This window comes from Amycolatopsis sp. NPDC098790 (assembly GCF_044759945.1).
GTDB lineage: Bacteria > Actinomycetota > Actinomycetes > Mycobacteriales > Pseudonocardiaceae > Amycolatopsis.
In genome coordinates this window covers 615,184-633,941 of the sequence record NZ_JBIWAI010000006.1, presented here as the reverse complement: position 1 = coordinate 633,941, position 18,758 = coordinate 615,184, and the positions used below count along the sequence as shown (strand labels likewise).

At 72.3% G+C, this 18,758-nt stretch carries 24 protein-coding genes and 1 pseudogene; 9 read left to right on the top strand and 16 right to left on the bottom strand.

All coding sequences use genetic code 11. The features are described 5' to 3' along the window. The first annotated feature begins 77 nt into the window (after positions 1 to 77). The 5 genes from ACIQWX_RS40070 to ACIQWX_RS40050 are packed head-to-tail and all read left to right on the top strand — an operon-like array spanning position 78 to position 2,930. On the top strand, positions 78 to 314 hold the full coding sequence (locus ACIQWX_RS40070; RefSeq protein ID WP_400882744.1) for a hypothetical protein: 237 nt from the start codon (positions 78 to 80) through the stop codon (positions 312 to 314). Next, on the top strand, positions 311 to 1,177 hold the full coding sequence (locus tag ACIQWX_RS40065; RefSeq protein ID WP_400882741.1) for an AAA family ATPase: 867 nt from the start codon (positions 311 to 313) through the stop codon (positions 1,175 to 1,177). The genes ACIQWX_RS40070 and ACIQWX_RS40065 overlap by 4 nt, the downstream gene beginning before the upstream one ends. Then, positions 1,170 to 2,264, top strand: a complete 1,095-nt coding sequence (locus ACIQWX_RS40060) for a VWA domain-containing protein (RefSeq protein ID WP_400882738.1) — start codon at positions 1,170 to 1,172, stop codon at positions 2,262 to 2,264. The genes ACIQWX_RS40065 and ACIQWX_RS40060 overlap by 8 nt, the downstream gene beginning before the upstream one ends. Positions 2,265 to 2,274: 10 nt before the next feature. After that, entirely contained in the window at positions 2,275 to 2,544 is a 270-nt protein-coding gene (locus ACIQWX_RS40055) for a hypothetical protein (protein WP_400882735.1), read from the top strand. After that, entirely contained in the window at positions 2,541 to 2,930 is a 390-nt protein-coding gene (locus tag ACIQWX_RS40050) for a hypothetical protein (protein WP_400882732.1), read from the top strand. The genes ACIQWX_RS40055 and ACIQWX_RS40050 overlap by 4 nt, the downstream gene beginning before the upstream one ends. Here ACIQWX_RS40050 and ACIQWX_RS40045 read toward each other — a convergent pair. Genes ACIQWX_RS40045 through ACIQWX_RS39995 form a run of 11 tightly spaced genes read right to left on the bottom strand, consistent with a single transcriptional unit; the run spans position 2,927 to position 9,779 of the window. Further along, positions 2,927 to 3,274 (bottom strand): hypothetical protein, encoded by a 348-nt coding sequence (locus ACIQWX_RS40045; RefSeq protein WP_400882729.1) that lies wholly within the window; start codon positions 3,272 to 3,274, stop codon positions 2,927 to 2,929. The genes ACIQWX_RS40050 and ACIQWX_RS40045 overlap by 4 nt on opposite strands. Next, on the bottom strand, positions 3,271 to 3,528 hold the full coding sequence (locus ACIQWX_RS40040) for a hypothetical protein (RefSeq protein WP_400882726.1): 258 nt from the start codon (positions 3,526 to 3,528) through the stop codon (positions 3,271 to 3,273). The genes ACIQWX_RS40045 and ACIQWX_RS40040 overlap by 4 nt, the downstream gene beginning before the upstream one ends. 1 nt (position 3,529) lies before the next feature. Continuing rightward, positions 3,530 to 3,772, bottom strand: coding sequence for a hypothetical protein (locus ACIQWX_RS40035; protein WP_400882724.1), 243 nt, complete (start codon positions 3,770 to 3,772; stop codon positions 3,530 to 3,532). Positions 3,773 to 3,782: 10 nt separating this feature from the next. Further along, entirely contained in the window at positions 3,783 to 4,010 is a 228-nt protein-coding gene (locus ACIQWX_RS40030; protein ID WP_400882721.1) for a hypothetical protein, read from the bottom strand. Between the two features lie 13 nt (positions 4,011 to 4,023). Beyond that, a complete protein-coding gene (locus tag ACIQWX_RS40025) occupies positions 4,024 to 4,278 on the bottom strand; it encodes a hypothetical protein (protein ID WP_400882718.1) in 255 nt (84 codons plus the stop codon). Positions 4,279 to 4,288: 10 nt separating this feature from the next. Beyond that, a complete protein-coding gene (locus ACIQWX_RS40020; protein WP_400882715.1) occupies positions 4,289 to 4,861 on the bottom strand; it encodes an SRPBCC family protein in 573 nt (190 codons plus the stop codon). Further along, complete coding sequence (locus ACIQWX_RS40015; protein WP_400882712.1) at positions 4,855 to 5,754, bottom strand: XdhC family protein; 900 nt, start codon at positions 5,752 to 5,754, stop codon at positions 4,855 to 4,857. The genes ACIQWX_RS40020 and ACIQWX_RS40015 overlap by 7 nt, the downstream gene beginning before the upstream one ends. Before the next feature lie 10 nt (positions 5,755 to 5,764). Then, entirely contained in the window at positions 5,765 to 8,155 is a 2,391-nt protein-coding gene (locus tag ACIQWX_RS40010) for an aerobic carbon-monoxide dehydrogenase large subunit (protein ID WP_400882709.1), read from the bottom strand. A 1-nt stretch (position 8,156) separates the two neighbouring features. After that, positions 8,157 to 8,669 carry a (2Fe-2S)-binding protein gene (locus ACIQWX_RS40005; protein WP_400882706.1) on the bottom strand — a complete coding sequence of 171 codons (513 nt, stop codon included), beginning with the start codon at positions 8,667 to 8,669 and terminating at the stop codon, positions 8,157 to 8,159. Between the two features lie 10 nt (positions 8,670 to 8,679). Further along, positions 8,680 to 9,537: an FAD binding domain-containing protein gene (locus tag ACIQWX_RS40000; protein WP_400882703.1), complete on the bottom strand. Its 858-nt coding sequence runs from the start codon at positions 9,535 to 9,537 to the stop codon at positions 8,680 to 8,682. An 11-nt stretch (positions 9,538 to 9,548) separates the two neighbouring features. Beyond that, positions 9,549 to 9,779 (bottom strand): hypothetical protein, encoded by a 231-nt coding sequence (locus ACIQWX_RS39995; protein WP_400882700.1) that lies wholly within the window; start codon positions 9,777 to 9,779, stop codon positions 9,549 to 9,551. Positions 9,780 to 9,912: 133 nt separating this feature from the next. On the opposite strand from ACIQWX_RS39995, the gene ACIQWX_RS39990 reads away from it, so the two are divergent. The 3 genes from ACIQWX_RS39990 to ACIQWX_RS39980 are packed head-to-tail and all read left to right on the top strand — an operon-like array spanning position 9,913 to position 13,596. Continuing rightward, positions 9,913 to 10,779 (top strand): FAD binding domain-containing protein, encoded by an 867-nt coding sequence (locus ACIQWX_RS39990; protein WP_400882697.1) that lies wholly within the window; start codon positions 9,913 to 9,915, stop codon positions 10,777 to 10,779. 1 nt (position 10,780) lies between these two features. Next, the gene (locus ACIQWX_RS39985) at positions 10,781 to 11,251 is read left to right on the top strand and encodes a (2Fe-2S)-binding protein (protein ID WP_400882694.1); all 471 of its coding nucleotides are present in this window, start codon (positions 10,781 to 10,783) and stop codon (positions 11,249 to 11,251) included. Next, on the top strand, positions 11,248 to 13,596 hold the full coding sequence (locus ACIQWX_RS39980) for an aerobic carbon-monoxide dehydrogenase large subunit (RefSeq protein ID WP_400882692.1): 2,349 nt from the start codon (positions 11,248 to 11,250) through the stop codon (positions 13,594 to 13,596). The genes ACIQWX_RS39985 and ACIQWX_RS39980 overlap by 4 nt, the downstream gene beginning before the upstream one ends. 688 nt (positions 13,597 to 14,284) lie before the next feature. Here ACIQWX_RS39980 and ACIQWX_RS39975 read toward each other — a convergent pair. The 3 genes and pseudogenes from ACIQWX_RS39975 to ACIQWX_RS39965 form a co-directional block, all read right to left on the bottom strand. Continuing rightward, the gene (locus ACIQWX_RS39975; RefSeq protein WP_400882689.1) at positions 14,285 to 15,508 is read right to left on the bottom strand and encodes a DUF222 domain-containing protein; all 1,224 of its coding nucleotides are present in this window, start codon (positions 15,506 to 15,508) and stop codon (positions 14,285 to 14,287) included. A gap of 169 nt (positions 15,509 to 15,677) precedes the next feature. Continuing rightward, entirely contained in the window at positions 15,678 to 16,157 is a 480-nt protein-coding gene (locus ACIQWX_RS39970; RefSeq protein ID WP_400883146.1) for a hypothetical protein, read from the bottom strand. A 91-nt stretch (positions 16,158 to 16,248) separates the two neighbouring features. Next, positions 16,249 to 16,599, bottom strand: a pseudogene (locus ACIQWX_RS39965) (serine hydrolase domain-containing protein); the annotation flags it as partial. Between the two features lie 321 nt (positions 16,600 to 16,920). Here ACIQWX_RS39965 and ACIQWX_RS39960 point away from each other — a divergent pair. Next, on the top strand, positions 16,921 to 17,169 hold the full coding sequence (locus ACIQWX_RS39960) for a helix-turn-helix domain-containing protein (RefSeq protein ID WP_400883123.1): 249 nt from the start codon (positions 16,921 to 16,923) through the stop codon (positions 17,167 to 17,169). Here ACIQWX_RS39960 and ACIQWX_RS39955 read toward each other — a convergent pair. Together ACIQWX_RS39955 and ACIQWX_RS39950 are read right to left on the bottom strand one after the other, a co-directional pair. Beyond that, complete coding sequence (locus ACIQWX_RS39955) at positions 17,138 to 18,028, bottom strand: SDR family NAD(P)-dependent oxidoreductase (protein ID WP_400882686.1); 891 nt, start codon at positions 18,026 to 18,028, stop codon at positions 17,138 to 17,140. The genes ACIQWX_RS39960 and ACIQWX_RS39955 overlap by 32 nt on opposite strands. Further along, on the bottom strand, positions 18,025 to 18,753 hold the full coding sequence (locus ACIQWX_RS39950) for an enoyl-CoA hydratase (protein WP_400882683.1): 729 nt from the start codon (positions 18,751 to 18,753) through the stop codon (positions 18,025 to 18,027). Before ACIQWX_RS39950 ends, ACIQWX_RS39955 begins: the two co-directional genes overlap by 4 nt. Between the last annotated feature and the right edge of the window lie 5 nt (positions 18,754 to 18,758).

Below are 18,758 nucleotides of genomic sequence, written 5' to 3'. Positions count from 1 at the left end.
GATCACCGGACACTACAACTTAAGCGAAGCATTAATCGAGCCCCACCGGCCGCGGAAAGCGCTTCTAACCTCGGCTGATGGCCGATTCCCCCGAGACCCTCCGGGTGCTGCGCGAGATCTGGGCCGCCGCCGGACGCAGCAGCGAAGACGTCGAAGAAGCGTGCGGGCCCCAGAAGGCGTGCAAGAGCACGCGGGCGGTCGGCTTCGACGGGCTCACCTCGAGCTGGCGGGACCAGCTGGCCGCCGACGGCAAGCTCGACGCCGGTGCGAGCACCGTCGGCGACCTCGTGTTCGGCCCCGGCCGGCACCCGTGACGCGGGAGTACCCGGACACCGTCGCCGGCCTGACCGAGCAGCTGCGCACCGCCGGCTACCTCGCCGACCGCGGCCTGGCCACCGCTCTGCTCGTGGCCACCCGGCTGCACCGCCCGATCCTGCTCGAAGGCGAGGTCGGCGTCGGGAAGACCGAGCTGGCCAAGACGGTCGCCGAGGTGTTCGGCCGCCGGCTCGTCCGGTTGCAGTGCTACGAAGGCATCGACACCGCGCAAGCGCTCTACGAGTGGGACTACGCCCGGCAGCTGCTGCACATCCGGGCGCTGTCGGCCGCGGACGCGGGTGACCGCGCCGTGGCCGACCTGTTCGGCCCCGAGTTCCTGGTCGAGCGGCCGCTGCTCACCGCCGTCCGGCAGGGCGCGCACGCGGTGCTGCTGATCGACGAGGTCGACCGCGCGGACGACGAGTTCGAAGCCTTCCTGCTGGAGCTGCTGGCCGACTTCCAGGTGACCGTCCCCGAGATCGGCACGATCCGCGCGCCGAGCCCGCCGCTGGTCGTGCTGACCTCCAACCGCACCCGCGAACTGCACGACGCGCTCAAGCGCCGGTGCCTCTACCACTGGCTCGACTACCCCGACGCCGGCCGCGAGGTCGAGATCGTGCTGGCCCGCGAACCCGGGCTGCCCGAAGCGCTGGCGCGCAAGGTGGTCGCGGCCGTGCGACGCCTGCGGGAACTGGATCTGGCGAAGCCGCCGGGCGTCGCGGAAACCATCGACTGGGCGCGGATGCTGCGGTTCCTCGGCCTGGACGAGCTCGACGCCGACACGCTCGGCGCGGTGGTCAAGGACCGCGACGACCTCGACGTCGTCCGCGCGAACCTGGCGGAGCTCACTTCCGGTGGCTGACCCCGCGCTCGTGGCCCTGCTGGTCGGCTTCGCCCGCGCGCTGCGGGCCGCCGGGATCGCGGCCGGCCCCGGCGACGCGCTGAGCTACTGCCGGGCCATGACCGTGCTGGACCCGGCCGACCTGACCGACCTGTACTGGGGCGGCCGGGTGACCCTGCTCGGCCGGCGCGAGGACGTCCCCCGCTACGACGAGGTGTTCCGGCGCTACTACCTCGGCGACGTCGCCACACCCGGAGAACGGCAGCTGCCGACGGCGGAAGCCGATGCCGTGTTCACCCTGCCGGAAACCGAAGGCACCGGCCCGGACCGGGAATCCGAGGCGCTGCTCGGGCTCACGGCGTCCGGCGTCGAGTCGGTGAAGGTCAAGGCGTTCGGCGCGTGCACGCCGGAGGAGCTGGCGGCCATCCGGCGGATGATCGCCCGGATGCGCGTGACCCCGCCGCGGCGGCGCACCCGCCGCACCCGGCCCGCCCGCCGCGGGCCGATCCCCGACCTGCGCCGCACCGTGCGCGGGACGCTGCGCCGCTACGGCGAACCCGGCGAGCTGCACCGCCGTCGTCGTCGCGTCCGGCTGCGCGCGCTCGTGCTGGTGCTGGACGTGTCGGGCTCGATGGCGGACTACTCGCGGCACCTGCTGCAGTTCGCCTACTCCGCCCGGCGCGCGGCGGCGCGGGTCGAGGTGTTCTGCTTCGGCACCCGGCTCACCCGGATCACCGACGAGCTGGGCAGCCGGGACGCCGACGTCGCGCTCGCGAAGGCGGCCCGCACGGTCGTCGACTGGGAGGGCGGCACCCGCATCGGCGAGTCGCTGACCGAGTTCGTCCGGCGCTGGGGCCGGCGCGGGCTCTGCCGCGGCGCGGTGGTGGTCGTCTGCTCCGACGGGCTCGACCGCGGCGATCCGGAGGTGCTGGCGAAGGCCGTCGAACGGCTTTCGCGGCTGTGCCACCGGCTGGTGTGGACGAACCCGCACCACCGGCCGGGCGCGGTCGGGATGCTGGTCGCCGCGCCGCACGTCGACCTCGTCGTGCGCGGGAACGACCTGCGCAGCCTGGAAGAGCTGGCGGCGCTGCTGCCGCGGCTGGGGTAGGAGGACGCGGATGCGCTGGAGCGTGGCGATCGAGGCGGCCGGGGACCGGGTGCTGACGCGGGAGGAGATCGTCGAACTGGCCGACGCGGTCGCCGCGAGCGGCGGCATCGCGAGCGGGATCGGCACCCCGCGCTACGGCGCGCAGCTGCTGGTCGAAGCGCCGGACCGGGCCACCGCGATCGCCGTGGCCACCGCGGACTTCGGCCGGGCGGTGGCGGCCGCCGGGCTCCCGCCGTACCCGGTGGTGCGCACGGAGGCGCTGGGCGAGGACGAGGAGTGATCCGCCTCGGTTCGGCGGCGGGCTACCCGTTCGAGGGGCCGCGGCTGCTCGGCGGCTGGACCCCGCCGGCGACGGCCGCGGTGTACGCCGTGCTCCGCCGACCGGCTCCGGACGAGCACCCGGACCGCTACGCCGTGGTCTACATCGGACACAGCGATGACCTGACGCGCGAAGGGTTCCCGTTCCGGCACGCCCGGGCCGCGTGCTGGATCCGGCGCGCCGGGTCGCGCTGGAAGGTCCACATCGGAACGTACGAGCCGCCCGGCGCGGGCCGGGCGCACCGCGAGCAGATCGTGCGCGAGCTGCTGGCGGTCTACCGCCCGCGCTGCAACACCGAGCGGTTCGAACACGACTGGCCCGCGCATTGGATCGGCCACAGCACTTAGCGCGGCGTGAACCCGACCATCTCGTGCAGCCGCGAGCGGCGGGTGCCCGACGCCGGCCGCGCGGGCGCGCGCTCTTCCGCCGGTGGCTGGTACACCGCTCCGGCCACGACCTCCTCGGCCATGCCGTACAACAGCGGCAACGCGCCCGCCACCACCCCGCCGGTGCGGTTGATGTGCTCGACCCCCGGCACGATCAGCTCGGCGTGCCCGGTGATCTCCCGGACCTGCTCCGCGCAGTCCTCGAGGTTCGCCGCGATCCGGCCGAGCAGCGTGCCCGCCGCGTACAGGCCGGCCGCGAGCACCGCGATCAGCAGCACGACGTCCACCACGGTCAGCAGCGTCATGACTTCGCCCTCCCCAGGAACAGGTGGTGCCGCAGGCCTTCCGCGAGCACCCCGTCGACGCGTCCCGCGGTTTCCGCGATCAGGGCGGTGTCCCGGGTGTTCGACGCCGCCGCGTGCAGCGTGTCCCGGATGCCCGCGACGCGCTCGTCGACGACCCGCACGGACCGGATCAGCAGGCCCAGCAACGCGGCCACCGCGAGCACCACCACGAACCCGGCCGCGATCGCGGTCCACCACAGCGTTTCGTCGGACACCTCAGCCTCCCAGTCGTTCCCGGCCGCGGCGCAGGCCCGCGGTGATGACCTCGGCGTGGTCGACGGTCGTGCGCAGGCCGGCCAGCGCCGCCGTGTGCCGCACCGCCGCCTTCAGCTCGTCGTCGATCAGGGGTGCCGCGCGGCCGATCGACCGCGCCAGCACCAGGATCGGCACGACCAGCGCGACCACGGCCAGCACGACCACCACGCCGATCGCGTACCCGACGATCCAGCCCGTCGTCATCCCCGCCTCCTCACACCGTCTCGCAGAAGTCGCGCACCGGTTTCAGGTCCGCGTTGACGCTCTCCAGGGCCCCGGGCACCGGCGCGGTGCGTTCGGCCACCAGCCGGACCCCGCCGAGGACGGAACCCAGCGTCCGCCGCACGTGCACGAGGTGCAGGACGACCCGGAAGAGGCCGACGGCGGCGAACAGGACGATCAGGGCGGCGACGGCGAGCGTCGTCCAGGCGGCTGCGGGCATGGCCGTTCTCCTTTCAGCCGAGCAGTTTCGCGACGCTGCCGGCGTACCGGGTCGCGCCCGCGGACACTTCCCCGATGGTCGACGCCGTGACGGCCAGCGCGGCCGGCACCGGCTCCAGCTGTCCGGCGAGGCGCGTGCCGCCGGCGAGGATGTCGTCGGCCGCGGCGCGGATGCGTTCCACGGCGGCGAGGACCCGGTTCAGCAGGGCGATCACCACCGGCAGGACCACGAACAGCAGCACGGCGTTGCCGATCCACCACAAGGCCACGACGTCCTCCTCAAGCGCTCTGGTAGGGCAGGAAAAACCGGCTGAACACGCGGCGCAGCGCCAGAAGCGCCGCCTGCACGCCGATCCGGAACCCGCGGGCGGGCGCGGCCCCGGCGGTGAGTTCTTCCCCGCGTTCGACGCGGTCGATGCCGTCCTGCAGGTTTACGGCGAAGTCGCGCATCAGCACCGACGAGACGTCGGCGATCATGCCGCGGCCGTACTGCGCGGCGGCGCCGGAGATCTGCAGGTCCTGGTCGACGTCCACGCGGGTGCCCGTGCCGGAGCGCACGAGCGTCGCCGTGAGCGTCATGCCCGCCGTCCCGCGGCCCTTCTCTTCCGCCCCTTCGGCGACGACGACGATGCGCTTGGCGACGTCGTCGCGTTCGCTGATCTCCGCCGTGCCGCGGAACTTGAGCGACACCGGGCCCATCCGGACGCTGACCCGGCCGCGGTAGTGCTCGTCGCCGAGGTCCTCGGTCAGCTCCGCGCCGGGCAGGCAGACGGCGACGCGCGGGACGTCGTCGAAGAACCGCCAGACCTTCTCGACCGGCTGGGCGACGTCGAACCGGTTCCGGATCAGCATCGGGCGTCCTTCCTCGCGTGGGCCGCGGGGTCGCGGCGGAACGCGTCACGGCAGCCGGGACAGCAGAAGTAGTAGGTCCGGCCCTCGTGCTCGACCGGCTCGCCGAGCGGTTCGACGGTCATCCCGCACACCGGGTCGACGAGGTCCTCGACCGGCGGCGCGGGTGCCCGCGGTGCGGCGCGGAACGCGACCAGCTCGGCCAGGATCGCGACGGCGATCTCCCGGTGCGGCACCGGCCCGAGGTCCAGCCCGCACGGCACCCGCACCCGCTGCAGATCGGCCACCCCGCGATCGGCCAGGTACCCCAGCACGGCCTCCCCCCGGCGGCGCGACCCGACCAGCCCGACGTACGCGGGCCCCGCACGCAACGCGCCTTCGACGGCGTCTTCGTCGAAGTGCCCCTGCGTCGCCACGACGACCATGGTGCGCGGGCCGACGTCGTCGAACTCCGCCCGGGCGATGAGCTCGGCGCACCAGCCGAGCGCGGTGGCGAGGGCGACGAGCGTGCGCGCCATCGGCGACTTGCCGACGACCAGCAGGTGCGGGGCCGGCTCGACCGGCTCGACGTAGATTTCGAGGGCTCCTTCGCTCTGGCAGGCGATCGGCACCACCGTCATGCCGTCCGGCACCGCCTCGCCGAACTGGCCGGACTTCCCGAGCAGCAGCAACCGCGGTTCGCCGTCGGCGATGGCTTGCCGCGCTTCGCGGACCACGACCGGTTCGGCGCAGGCGCCGCCGATCCAGCCGTCGAGGACGCCTTCGGCGGTGACGATCGCCCGGCTGCCCTCCTGGCCCGACGACGGGCCCTGGCGCCAGACCACCGTGGCCCACGCGAACGTCTCGCCCCGGTCGGACAGCTCCCGCGCCCGGTCGAAGATGCTCCAGTCGTGCATGGAAGTCCCTTCAGTCCGCGGTCCGCAGCGGCGGCATGCCGGAGACGTCGCGGCGGTCCCGCAGCGCTTCCCAGACGCGGTCGGGCAGCACCGGCATGTCGATGTTGCGGACGCCGGTGTCGCCGATCGCGTCCATGACCGCGTTGACGAACGCCGCCGGGCCGCCGACGGCCGCGCACTCCCCCACGCCCTTGGCGCCGATCGGGTGGTGCGGCGACGGCGTGACGACCTCGCTGTGCAGCTCGAACCCCGGGGTCTCCCACGCGGTCGGGAGCAGGTAGTCCATGTAGTTCGACCCGATGCAGTTTCCCTCGGCGTCGTAGGTGATGAACTGCATGTTCGCCATCGCGTAGGCCTCGGTGAGCCCGCCCATGATCTGGCCTTCGACGATCATCGGGTTGATCCGGACCCCGCAGTCGTCGACGGCGACCAGGTTCAGCACGTCCCACACGCCGGTCTGCGGGTCCACCTCGACGGTGACGATGTAGACGGCGAACGGCCAGGTCAGGTTCGGCGGGTCGTAGTAGGCGGTGTTCTCCAGGCCGGGTTCCATGCCGTCGGGCATGTTGCCGTACGCGGCCATCGCGCACTCCTGGATCGTCACGCCGCGCTCGGGCGCGCTGCGGACGTAGAACCGGCCGAGCTCCCACTCGATGTCCTCTTCGGACACTTCGAGCAGGTGCGCGGCGAGTTTCCGCGCCTTGGCGCGGATCTTGCGCGCCACCATCGCGGTCGCCGCACCGGCGACCGGCGTGCTGCGGGACGCGTAGGTGCCCATCCCGAACGGCGCGGTGTCGGTGTCGCCGTGCTCCACGACGATGTCGTCGGCCGGGATGCCCAGCTCGTGCGAGACGATCTGGGCGAACGTCGTTTCGTGGCCCTGCCCCTGGCTCTGCGCGCCGATCCGCAGCAGGGCCTTGCCGGTGAGGTGCACGCGCAGCTCGGCGGAGTCGAACATCTTGATGCCGAGGATGTCGTACTCGCGGCTGTTGCCCGCGCCGAGCGGCTCGGTCATGGTCGAGATGCCGATGCCCAGCCGGCGCCCGCGGGCGCGGGCTTCCTCCTTCTGCCGCAGGAAGTTGTCGTAGCCGATCGCCTTCAGGCCGACGTCCAGGCACTTCTCGTACTGCCCGGAGTCGACGAGGAAGCCGTAGGGCGTGCGGTGCGGGAACTGGTCGTCGCGCACGAAGTTGCGACGCCGGAACTCCGCCTGGTCGATACCGAGGTCCTCGGCGGCCTGGTGGACCATGCGCTCCTGGAAGAACATCGCCTCGGTGACCCGGAACGAGCACCGGTAGGCGACGCCGCCGGGTGACTTGTTCGTGTACGTGCCGCGCGCGGCCAAGTGTGCGTGCGGGACGTTGTAGCAGGCGAACGCCGAGTGCAGCAGGCCGATCTTGAACTTGCTCGGCTGGGCGTCGGCGAAGAACGCGCCGTGGTCGGCCACCGCGCGCATGCGGACGCCGAGGATGCGGCCGTCGTTCGTCAGCGCCATTTCGCTGTCGAGGTACATGTCGCGGGCGAACCCGGTCGAGATCAGGTTGCCGGTCTTGTCCTCGATCCACTTCACCGGGCGTTCCAGCAGGATCGAGCAGAGGATCGCGCACACGTACCCCGGGTACACCGGCACTTTGTTGCCGAAGCCACCGCCGACGTCCGGGGAGATGATCCGGATCAGGTGCTCGGGCAGCTCGGCGATCATCGCGACGGCGGCACGGACGATGTGCGGTGCCTGGGAGGTCAGGTAGACGGTGAGCTTCGACGTCGCCCGGTCGAAGTCGGCCACCGCGCCGCAGCACTCGATCGGCGACGGGTGCGAACGCGGGTAGTGCAGGCGCAGTTTCGAGACGCGGTCGGCCTTGGCGAAAGCGGCATCGGTGCCCGCGCGGTCGCCGACTTCCCAGTCGTAGATGACGTTGTCGCGCTGGCCCGCCTTGTCGTCGCGGATGACCGGGGCGTCCTCGGCCATCGCCTGCTCGGGGTTGACGACCGGCGGCAGGGGCTCGTACTCGACGTCGATCGCGTCGCAGGCGTCCTTCGCGGTGTACGGGTCGTCGGCCACCACGCAGGCGACCTCCTGGCCCTGGAACCGCACCTTGTCCGTAGCCAGCACGGCCTGGGTGTCGTACGACAGCGTCGGCATCCAGGCAAGGTTGCGGGTCGCGGCCATCTCGCCGGTCAGCACCAGCCGGACGCCGGGGATCTCCCAGGCGCGGGTCGTGTCGATCGACTTGATCCGCGCGTGGGCCAAGGGGCTGCGCAGGATTTCCATGTGCAGCATGCCGGGCAGCACGATGTCGTCGGTGTAGGTGCCCTTGCCGCGCAGGAAGCGGTTGTCCTCCACGCGGCGGCGGCTCGCGCCGAGCCCGCCGATCCGGTTTTCGTCCAGCGCTTGTGACACGTCAGGCCTCCGGTTCGCCGCGCAGCCGCGCCGCGGCCCACAGCACGGACTTCACGATGTTCTGGTAGCCGGTGCAGCGGCAGAGGTTGCCCGACAGCGCCCAGCGCACCTCGTCTTCGGTCGGGTCCGGGTTCTCCGCGAGCAGTGCCTTCGCGGCCATCAGCATCCCGGACGTGCAGAACCCGCACTGCAGGCCGTGTTCCTCCTTGAACCCCTCCTGCAGCGGGTGCAGCCCGCTCGGCGTGGCCAGGCCTTCGACGGTCGTCACCGCGCGCCCGTCGGCCTGGACCGCGAGCATCGTGCAGGACTTCACCGGCCAGTCGTCGACGAGCACCGTGCAGGCACCGCAGTTGGTGGTGTCGCAGCCCATGTGGGTGCCGGTGAGCTGCAGCCCCTGGCGCAGCAGGTGCGAGAGCAGCAGCCGGGGCTCGCACTCGACGACGCTGCGGCGGCCGTTCACGGTGACGGTGATCCGCCGCGTGGGAACGTCTTCCGACTCTTCGATCACGCGCACGCTGGTCATCTCACGCCGCCGTTCGTTCGAGGATGCGCCGCACGAAGACGCGCACCACGTGCCGTTTGAAGTCCGCCGAGCCGCGGTGGTCGCTCTTCGGCCGTGCGGCCTGCGCGGCGAGACCGGCCGCGTGGTCGATCACGTCGTCGGTGAGCGGTCCCCCGACGAGGGCCTGCGCCGCGTCGGCGGCCTCGATCGTCTGCCCGCCGACGCCGGTGAGCGCGATGCCGGCGCGGGTGACCGTGTCGCGATCGCGTTCGACCGCGACCGCGACGCCGACGGTCGCGAAGTCGCCGACCCGCCGTTCCAGCTTGAGGTAGCCGCCGTCCGGGATCCCGCGCGGCGCGGGGATGACGGCCTCGACCGCGACTTCGTCGTGGGCGAGGGCGTTCTGGAACGGGCCGTGCACGAAGTCGCGCACCGGGATGCTCCGCCGTCCGCCGGGTCCGGCGGCCACGACCGAGCCGCCGAGGGCGAGCACGACCGACGCCCAGTCGCCCTGCGGGTCGGCGTGGCAGAGCGAGCCGACGAGCGTGCCGCGGCTGCGCACGAGCGGGTCGGCGACCAGCTTCGCGGCGGCCGCCATCACGGGCTGGGTGCTCGTCAGCAGGTCCGAGCGTTCGAGGTCGCCGTGCCGGCACAACGCGCCGACGTGCAGGTTCCCGTTCTCGTCGACGTCGAGGCGGTCGAGGCCGGGCACGGTGTTGAGGTCGACCAGCAGCGTCGGCGAGGCGAAGCGGAGCTTCAGCAGCGGTACGAGGCTCTGGCCGCCGGCGAGGATCTTCGCGTCCTCGTCGCCGTCGTGCAGGGTGCCGATCGCCTCGTCGAGCGAGCGGGGTGCCTCGTAGCGGAACCGGGTCGGGTACACGGGTGTTCCCCTCAGTCTTCCGGGTCGGGCACGGCCACCGGCAGTCCCTCGTCCGTCGGATCCGGCCGGGGCCGCTGGTGCGGGGGCCACGGGCCGGCGACCGGGCGGCCGGCGACCTTGAGGAAGCCGACGAACTCCGGCCACGCCCACACCGTGGGGCTCGCGCCCTCCCGGGGCGCGTTCTCGACCAGCTCGAACATGCGTGGGTTGTCCCGGCTGTGCCCGTCGGACTCGATCCGCATCCCGCCCCCGCTTTCCGCCGTTGGTCCGGGTGGAAATCGATCTTCCGCCCGTGTCGGCGGCCCGACAACGCGCGATTAACCCTTTGCTTAAGGCGCTTGCGGCGCCGGTCCGCGCGGGGAACGATCGACGGCTATGCAGGTGCCCGCCCAGTTCGAGTACGAGCGCGCAACGAGCGTCGAGCACGCGTTGTTCCTGCTCGGGAAGTACGGCCCGGCCGGCCGGGTCATCGCCGGCGGGCACAGCCTGATCCCGATGATGAAGCTGCGGCTGGCCCAGCCGGAGGTGCTGGTCGACATCAACGAGCTGACCGAGCTGGCCGGGATCGGGGCGACCGGAACGACGCTGCGGATCGGCGCGCTGGCCCGGCACGCCGACCTGCTCGCCTCCGCCGAGGCCGGGGCGTTGTTCCCGGTGCTGCACGACGCCGAACGGGTCGTCGCGGACCCGATCGTGCGCAACCGCGGCACCGTCGGCGGCTCGCTGTGCCAGGCCGACCCGTCCGAAGACCTCTCCGCCGCGTTCGCCGCCGTGCGGGCCGAAGCCGTGATCGCCGGCCCGGACGGCGAGCGCACGGTGCCGGTCCGGGACTTCTTCCACGGGCCGTACGAGACCGCGGTCGGCCCGGGCGACCTGCTGACCGAGATCCGCGTCCCGGTCCGGGCCGGCACCGGCAGCGCCTACGCGAAGGTCGGCAGGCGGGCGGGCGACTGGGCGATCGCCGCGGCCGCCGCCGCGCTGACCCTGGACGGCGACACGGTCGTCGAAGCCGGGATCGGGCTCACCGCCGTGGGCGCGCCGCGGTTCGTCGCCGCCGAAGCGGAGGACTTCCTGCGCAGCGGGCCGGCCACCGCCGAACGGTTCGCCGAGGCGGGCACGCTCGCCGCCGCGCACTGCCGTCCCGCGCCCGACCAGCGCGGCCCGGCCGACTACAAGCGCCACCTCGTCGCGGCGCTCACCACTCGCGCGCTCGAACTCGCCAAGACCCGCGCGGAGGCGTGAAGTGGACATCACCGTGACCGTCAACGACGTCTCCCACCGCCGGTCGGTGGAGCCGCGGCTGCTGCTGGTCCACTTCCTGCGCGACGACCTGGGCCTGACCGGCACGCACTGGGGGTGCGACACCTCCAATTGCGGCACCTGCGTGGTGTGGCTCGACGACGTGCCGGTCAAGTCGTGCACGGTGCTCGCGGCCATGGCCGACGGCAAGCGCGTGCGCACGGTGGAGGACCTCGCCGACGGGCCCGCGCTCGACCCGGTCCAGCAGGGTTTCGTGGCCTGCCACGGCATCCAGTGCGGGTTCTGCACCGCCGGGATGCTGATGACCGCGCGGTGGCTGCTCGACCACGACCCGGACCCGGCCGAGGACGTCATCCGCGAAGCCATTTCGGGGCAGCTGTGCCGGTGCACCGGCTACGAGAACATCGTCCGCTCGATCCGCTGGGCGGCCGAGCACCCGGAGGGCGCGCGGTGACCGGCTTCGGTTCGCGGGAGCGCAAGGAGGACGCCCGGTTCGTCCGCGGCCGCGGCACGTTCGTCGACGACCTCGTCCTGCCGCGCATGCTGCACGGTGCCGTGCTGCGCAGCCCGCACGCGCACGCCCGGATCGTCTCGGTCGACACCAGCGCGGCCGAAGCCCACCCGAAGGTGTGCGCGGTGCTGACCGGGGCGCGGCTCGCCGAGCGCGGCATGGCGTGGATGCCCACGCTGTCCCACGACGTCCAAGCGGTGCTCGCCACCGACAAAGTGCGCTTCCAGGGCCAGGAAGTCGCCTTCGTCGTCGCCGAAGACCGGTACGCCGCCCGCGACGCATTGGAGCTCATCGACGTCGAGTACGAGCCGCTGCCGTCGGTCGTCGACGCGCGCACCGCGCTCGACCCCGGCACCGCGGTGATCCGCGACGACCTCGGCCGCGCGGACAACCACATCTTCGACTGGACCTCCGGCGACGCCGAAGCGACCGACGCCGCCTTCGCCCGCGCGGACGTCGTCGTCGCCCAGGACATGCTCTACCCGCGCGTGCACCCGGCGCCGCTGGAGACGTGCGGCGCGGTCGCCGACGTCGACGCCGTCACCGGCAAGCTCACGGTGTGGGCGACCGCGCAGGCCCCGCACGCGCACCGGCTGATGTACGCGCGGCTCACCGGCTTGCCCGAGCACAAGATCCGGATCATCGCGCCGGACATCGGCGGCGGGTTCGGCAACAAGGTCGGGTTCTACCCGGGGTACCTGTGCGCGGTCGCGGCGGCGATGCAGACGGGCCGGCCGGTGAAGTGGACCGAAGACCGGTCGGAAAACCTGATGAGCACGTCGTTCGCCCGCGACTACCACATGCACGGCGAGATCGCGGCGACGCGCGAGGGCAAGCTGCTCGGGCTGCGCGTGCGGGTGATCGCCGACCACGGTGCGTTCAACGGGACGTCGCAGCCGGCGAAGTTCCCCGCCGGGTTCTTCCACGTCTTCACCGGTTCCTACGACCTGCCGGCCGCGCACTGCGCGGTCACCGGCGTCTACACCAATAAGGCGCCCGGCGGGGTCGCCTACGCGTGCTCGTTCCGGATCACCGAAGCGGTCTACGTCGTGGAGCGGATGATGGACCTGCTGGCGCGTTCGCTCGGGGTCGACCCGGCCGCGTTGCGTTCACGGAACCTGCTGCGGCCCGAACAGTTCCCGTACACGTGCGCGACGGGGTGGCGCTACGACTCCGGCGACTACCCGCGGGCGCTTTCGCTGGCGCTGGAGATGGCCGGGTACGACTCGCTGCGCCGCGAGCAGGCGGCGCGGCGCGAGCGCGGGGAGCTGATGGGCATCGGGATCAGCTTCTTCACCGAGGCGGTCGGCGCGGGCCCGCGCGAGCACATGGACATCCTCGGCTTCGGCATGGCCGACGGCGCCGAGCTGCGCGTGCACCCGACCGGCTCGGCGGTGCTGCGGCTGTCGTGCATGTCGCAGGGCCAAGGGCACGAGACGACGTTCGCCCAGCTCGTGGCGCACGAGCTGGGGATACCCGAGGACGAGGTCGAGGTCGTCCAGGGCGACACCGACCACACCCCGTTCGGCCTCGGCACCTACGGCTCGCGCTCGACGCCGGTGTCGGGCGCGGCCGCGGTGACGGTGGCCCGCAAGGTCCGCGACCGCGCCCGGCAGGTCGCCTCGGCGATGCTGGAGGTCGACCCGGGCGACCTCGAGTGGGAGCGCGGGCGCTGGTTCGTGCGCGGGGTGCCCGACCGCGGCCACACGATCCGCGAGATCGCGCTGGCCGCCCACTCCGACCTCGCGCTGCCCGACGGCGTCGAAGGGCACTTGGACGCGACGACGGTGTACAACCCACCGAACCTGACGTTCCCGTTCGGCGCCTACGTCTGCGTGGTCGACGTCGACGCGACGACCGGCCAGGTCCGGGTCCGCCGGTTCATCGCGGTCGACGACTGCGGCGTCCGCATCAACCCGGCGATCGTGGCGGGCCAGATCCACCGAGGCCTGGCCGACGGAATCGGCATGGCGCTCATGGAACTGGTCGCGTTCGACACGGACGGCAACCACCTGGGCGGCTCGTTCATGGACTACCTCCTCCCGACGGCGCTCGAGTGCCCGACGTGGGAACTGGGCGAGACGGTGACGCCCTCCCCCCACCACCCGATCGGCGCAAAGGGCATCGGCGAGTCGGCAACGGTCGGTTCCCCGGCGGCGGTGGTCAACGCGGTGGTGGACGCTTTGGCCCCGTTCGGTGTGCGGCACGCGGACATGCCGCTGACTCCGGCCGCGGTTTGGCGGGCGATGCACGGGAGTCCGCTTCGCGCGGATCTCGCGGTGTCGTGAGGGTCCACGCGCGTGCTTGCCGGACGGGCACCTGCCGGACGGCACCCGGCGGATGGGTGCCTGCCAGGCGGGCACCTGCCGGACGGGGTGCTTGCCGGGCGGGCACCTGCCGGGCGGGTGCCTGCCAGGCGGGCACCCGCCGGGCGGGTGCCTGCCAGGCGCGCACCTGCCGGACGGGGTGCTTGCCGGGCAGCACTCGCCGGGCGGGTGCTTGCGGACAGGCACTGCCGATGGGTGCTTGCCGAGCGGGCACCTGCCGGGCGGGCGCCTGCCAGGCGCGCACCTGCCGGACGGGTGCCTGCCGGACGGGTGCCTGCCGGGCGGCACTCGCCGGACGGGCGCTTGCCGAGCGGACACCTGCCGGGCGGGTGCTTGCCGAGCGGACACCTGCCGGGCGGGCGCCTGCCTAGCGAGTGCCTGCCGGACGGGGTGCTTGCCGAGCGGGCACCTGCCGGACGGGCGCCTGCCGGGCGGGCGCCTGCCGGGCGGGCGCCTGCCGAGCGAGTGCCTGCCGGGCAGGCACTTGGCAGGTAGGTGTCTGCCGGGCGGGTGCTTGCGGCAGGGCTCGACCTCCACCTGCCGCACACAACTCGCCTTGACGTGTGCCACAGGACGTGGCGGTACGTCATTGGACGTGGGTGTAGGCCCGTAGCCTTCTGGCTGCGGGCCTATCCCATCTTCGATTGTCTTACGCTGCGAATGGCAGCGGTTGGTGCAGGTTGTTGCGCCTGGGTTTTCGTTCTCTGTCCAGGAACGCTGGTGGCAGGAACTCCGGCAGGCCGTCGGCGGCGATGCGGACCTCCCAGCCTGACCGGTGCAGCAGTCGGTGGTGGTGGGCGCACATCAACACCAAGTTGTGCAGGTCCGTGGGGCCGCCCTCGGCCCAGTGGCGGATGTGATGCCCTTGGCAGTGGCGGGGTGGGCGGTGGCAGCCGGGGAATGCGCAGCCTCGGTCACGCAGGAAGAGCGCTCGGCGCAAGCCTGCGGAGATCAGGCGGCGGAGGCGGCCCAAGTTCAACGGTTCGCTTTTCTCACCCAAGACCGCGGGGATGATCATGCTGTCGCAGGCGTGGACCCGGGCCTCAGCCGCCGACATCGTGCCCGTGTCGCCCAGAGTGGCCTGGCCGAGGCCGGACTTCAAATCCTTCAGGTGCACCGCGACCATCACGTGCGCTCGTTCGCCCGCCTGCATCGGCAGAGTCGGAGAGTTCAAGGCCAGGTCGATCGCGTCGGAGAAAGCGTCGCCGTAACGTTCCTGCGGGGAACGGTGATCACCCTCGTCGGTCGTGGTGCGACGTTCGGCCAACGAGTCCAGCAGGGCGCTCGCTCGGGTGCCCGTCTCGTCGTCGAACCGGCCGTGCAGCTCCCACACCCCGGTTCTTTTGCGGCGCAAGGAGAGTTCTCGACTGGGAACCGCGGGTTCGGTGGTGTCGGGTTCGGGGCCGTCGGGGTCCAAGTGCGCCACGATGCGGGCGCCGAGGGCGGCGACCTGCTTGTAACCCGCATTCTCGGCCAAGGCGAGCAGGTGCTGCTCGGCATCCTCGCGGTGCTCAAGGGGAATCTCGGTCAACGCTCCGACGATGGTGTCGATCATCGGGTTGCTCAAGCGGCCCGAAGAAGCGGCAGCCGCCGTCGAGGGAGCCACGGCGGGCGGACTGTCAAGGTGATGACCACCGTGCAACCCACGGGCTCGATTGACCACCGTCTCCGCCGCAGACTTCGGGATGTCGGCCAGGTGCTCGAGAAGCCGAGCCACCGAGCGATAGCCGAACAGCTCCATCACCCCACGCGACTCGATTTCGACCAGCAGAGCACCGATCTCAGCCTCCGCCGACCGCACAACAGTAAGCAGCGCGGAGATACGATCGGCCAAGGCCATCGCATCCGCTTTCCACGCCGTTTCCGTTGCCATACAACAAGGTTAGCCGAACCCGAACGTATGATCATCACTCGTTCGGGTAGACCACGAGAAGTCCGGCAGGGGCACCGTTGCGTGGGGAATCGGCGCTCCGGCACCGGGCAAGAAACGACCATAGGAAGCGCCGATTTCCCACGCCCCGGCGAAGCCGCATCAGTAAAACTCAACCACGAGACGGTCGCCGCTCGTAAAGCGTTCCCAGCCGCACTAACGCAAAGCGGCCGTCCGGTCCGGGCTCGTAGAACTGCACCGCCACCCCAGACCCCGCACCGCCGACGTCCATCAAGAACCGGCTCCGTCCACTGTCGACGCACGTGATCGGCACCGCTTGACCGCCGCCCGTCGGGCTGCCCATCAAGCGGTCCCACCCGGCCAAACCCGGATCGGGCGTCGACCGGGCGTGCAGCCGCCCTTCCCGCACCTCGACGGACACCTCACCGTCGGGAGCCCGGTACCACCCGACGAACAGTTCGTTGTCGACCTCGACGGGCACCTCGGGCAGCGCAGCCGGACCCTGAAGATCGAAGTACTCGTCCAAGAGTTCCGTGCACAGCGTGGAATGCAGCAGCGCCCCGGTCCTGCTGTTGGTGAGCACCGCCAGCACGACCTTCCGCCGCGGAATGACGTACAGGGTCGAATGCATACCGAGGTTGGCGCCGGAGTGGGTCGGGGCCCTCGCGGAAGAGGCCCCAGCCGAGCCCGAAGTTCGCGCAGCCGCGCAGGCACCCCCAGAACTCGTCGTACCGGGGCGCGCGCATCCGTTCCACGGCCGCCGGTGACAGCAGCCCCTGGCCGTCGATGTGCAGCCGGCCGAAGCGGATCAGGGCTTCGACGTCGAGCCACAGGCGGGAACCGGCCGGTCCGTTGACGACGTGCCCGACGGCGGTCGAGTGGAGGAGCATCTCCTCGGCGTCCGCGGTCGCGGTCATGCCGAGCGGCCGGAGGATGCGCTCGCTCAGTGCGACGTCGAAGCGTTCGCCGGTGCGCACCTCCACCAGCCGCCCGAGCGTGCTCATCCCCATGTTGCTGTAGGAAAACCGCCGGCCGGGGACGCCCGTGACGGTCAGCGTCGCGAGGTCGCGCATCAGGACGTCGTCGCCCGGGGCCTGGTCCGCCCCGGCCACGGCTTGCTCGTCGTGACGCAGCGCGCGCTGGAGCGGGTTCCCCGGCTCGCCGACGAACTGTGCTCGTCGGCGGTGCGCCGGCTGGGACGCGCCGAAAGGTGGCGGACCGTGGTGGCCAGCCGCCCCGCCACGCGGCCGGCCGACGCCGCGACGTCGTACCGGCAGGCTCTCGACGCGATCCGGGTCGCCGACGTCATCCCCCTGTTCCGGCCCGTCGCCCGCCACGACGCGCTGGGGATCTACGCCTTGCTGGCCGCCCAGCCGCGCGAGCAGCTCCGCGGCATGGGGGTGGCGCACGCGATCACCGCGCTCGCCGAGGCCGACCCCGCGCTCTTGCTGACCGCGGAGACGTTCCTGGACCGCGCGGGCGACAGCCGTGCGGTGGCCGAGCGCCTCGGCGTCCACCGGGCGACGGTCTACCACCGGCTCCGCCGCATCGAGGAGCTGACGGGCTTCGACCTGGACGACGGCGAACGCCGCCTGGTCCTGCATCTCGGCATCAAGGCGGCGAGACTCCTCGGCGACATCTGAGGCGTCCCGGCCGGCGGCGTTCCACTCCGTACGCCTGCAGGTGCTCGGCGAACGGACCGTCGAACGCGGCGGCCAACGCGGTGGCGTTCCAGTCGTCCGCGACGATGCTCGGGTGGTCGGCGAAGGCGTTCGTCGTCACGATCGACAGGCGGTGGCCGTCGAAGCGGAAGAACTGGCCCGTGATGCCCTCGGCCAGGTCGCTGAGCAAGAACGTCACCAGCGGCGCGATCTGCTCCGGCGGCTTGTCCTCGATCCCCGCCAGCGGCGGCCCGCTTCCCGCCGTCGACGTCCGGCCGAGGGCGTTCTCCGTCATGCGGGTCAGGGCCATCGGGGAAATCGCGTTGACCCGGACGCCCACCGCTTCGAGGTCGAGCGCCGAACTGTAGGTCAGCGCGGCCAGAGCCCCTTTGGTCGCCGCATATGTGGAAACCGCGGGGAAGCCGAACATGCCGCCGGAGGACGCGTTGACGATCGCGCCGCCCCGCATCACCTTGCTCGCCGCCGCTTGGCAGAGCAGCGCGCCGATGACGTTGACCGACACCGCGCGGCGGATCGCCTCCGGGTTTTCTTCCCACGGCACGGCTTCGTGGTACAGGCCCGCGTTGTTGACCAGCCCGTCGAGCCGGCCGAACGCGTCGACGCAGGTGGCGATCAGGGCGTCGACCTGCTCGGGATCGCTGACGTCGTGCGCGCTCGCCACTCCCCCGATCTCGGCGGCCACGGTCGCGGCCTCGTCGGCGTCGACGTCGTTGACCACCACGCGGGCCCCGTGCGCTGCCAAGTCGCGGGCGTACGCACGGCCCAGTCCACGACCCGCACCCGTGACGACGACCGCGCGGCCGTCGAGGAGGCCGGTCATCGCAGGGCCGCGGAGGTCGTCACCGACGAGGCCTGGGCCCACGACTCGAACTCGAGGACGTCCTCGAACGCGCCGTCGGTGGCCATGGTGACCGCGCGCTTGACGTCCGCGACCAGCCCCGGATCCAGCTCGGCCCAGCGGGTGGCCGTCTCGACGGCCTCGGCGACCGGGTCCTCGGCGATCGCCAGGACGAGACCGGCTCGGTGGGCCTCCTCGGCGTCCAAAGTGGCGCCGTCGAGGAGGAGCGAAAGGGCGCGCTGCGGGCCCAGCGCCCGGACCAGGAAGTGGGTGCAGCCACCGCCCGGGTGCAGGCCGAGGCGCGAGAACGTGACGCCGAACCGGGCACGCGGGCCGACGATGCGGACGTCGCAGGCCAGCGCGAGGTTGACCCCGGCCCCGACCGCGGCGCCCTGCACCGCGGCGATGGTCGGGATCGGCAGGCGGCGGACGCGCAGGAAGCTGTCGTAGGTCGCGCGGAGGCGGTCGCGGACGGCGGGCACCGGCAGGCCGGGCGGTCCGAACGTGGCGGAGAGGTCCGCGCCGGCACAGAATGCCTTACCCGCACCGGTGACGACCAGCGCACGCGGGCGTTCGTCGGCCACCGCGTCGAGCGCCGTGCCGAGATCCGCCTGCAGCGCCGGGGAAAGCGCGTTGCGGCGGTCCGGGTCCGCCAGCCTCAGCAGCCGGACGCCGGGCGCGGGAGTTTCCAGTTCCACCGACGACATGCGCA

Coding starts and splice junctions, on each gene's coding strand:
- ACIQWX_RS40070 (WP_400882744.1), top strand. CDS start 78: ATGGCCGATTCCCCCGAGACCCTCCGGGTGCTGCGCGAGATCTGGGCC.
- ACIQWX_RS40055 (WP_400882735.1), top strand. CDS start 2,275: ATGCGCTGGAGCGTGGCGATCGAGGCGGCCGGGGACCGGGTGCTGACG.
- ACIQWX_RS40045 (WP_400882729.1), bottom strand. CDS start 3,274: ATGACGCTGCTGACCGTGGTGGACGTCGTGCTGCTGATCGCGGTGCTC.
- ACIQWX_RS40035 (WP_400882724.1), bottom strand. CDS start 3,772: ATGACGACGGGCTGGATCGTCGGGTACGCGATCGGCGTGGTGGTCGTG.
- ACIQWX_RS40030 (WP_400882721.1), bottom strand. CDS start 4,010: ATGCCCGCAGCCGCCTGGACGACGCTCGCCGTCGCCGCCCTGATCGTC.
- ACIQWX_RS40020 (WP_400882715.1), bottom strand. CDS start 4,861: ATGCTGATCCGGAACCGGTTCGACGTCGCCCAGCCGGTCGAGAAGGTC.
- ACIQWX_RS40015 (WP_400882712.1), bottom strand. CDS start 5,754: ATGCACGACTGGAGCATCTTCGACCGGGCGCGGGAGCTGTCCGACCGG.
- ACIQWX_RS39995 (WP_400882700.1), bottom strand. CDS start 9,779: ATGCGGATCGAGTCCGACGGGCACAGCCGGGACAACCCACGCATGTTC.
- ACIQWX_RS39990 (WP_400882697.1), top strand. CDS start 9,913: ATGCAGGTGCCCGCCCAGTTCGAGTACGAGCGCGCAACGAGCGTCGAG.
- ACIQWX_RS39975 (WP_400882689.1), bottom strand. CDS start 15,508: ATGGCAACGGAAACGGCGTGGAAAGCGGATGCGATGGCCTTGGCCGAT.
- ACIQWX_RS39970 (WP_400883146.1), bottom strand. CDS start 16,157: ATGCATTCGACCCTGTACGTCATTCCGCGGCGGAAGGTCGTGCTGGCG.
- ACIQWX_RS39960 (WP_400883123.1), top strand. CDS start 16,921: ATGGGGGTGGCGCACGCGATCACCGCGCTCGCCGAGGCCGACCCCGCG.
- ACIQWX_RS39955 (WP_400882686.1), bottom strand. CDS start 18,028: ATGACCGGCCTCCTCGACGGCCGCGCGGTCGTCGTCACGGGTGCGGGT.
- ACIQWX_RS39950 (WP_400882683.1), bottom strand. CDS start 18,753: ATGTCGTCGGTGGAACTGGAAACTCCCGCGCCCGGCGTCCGGCTGCTG.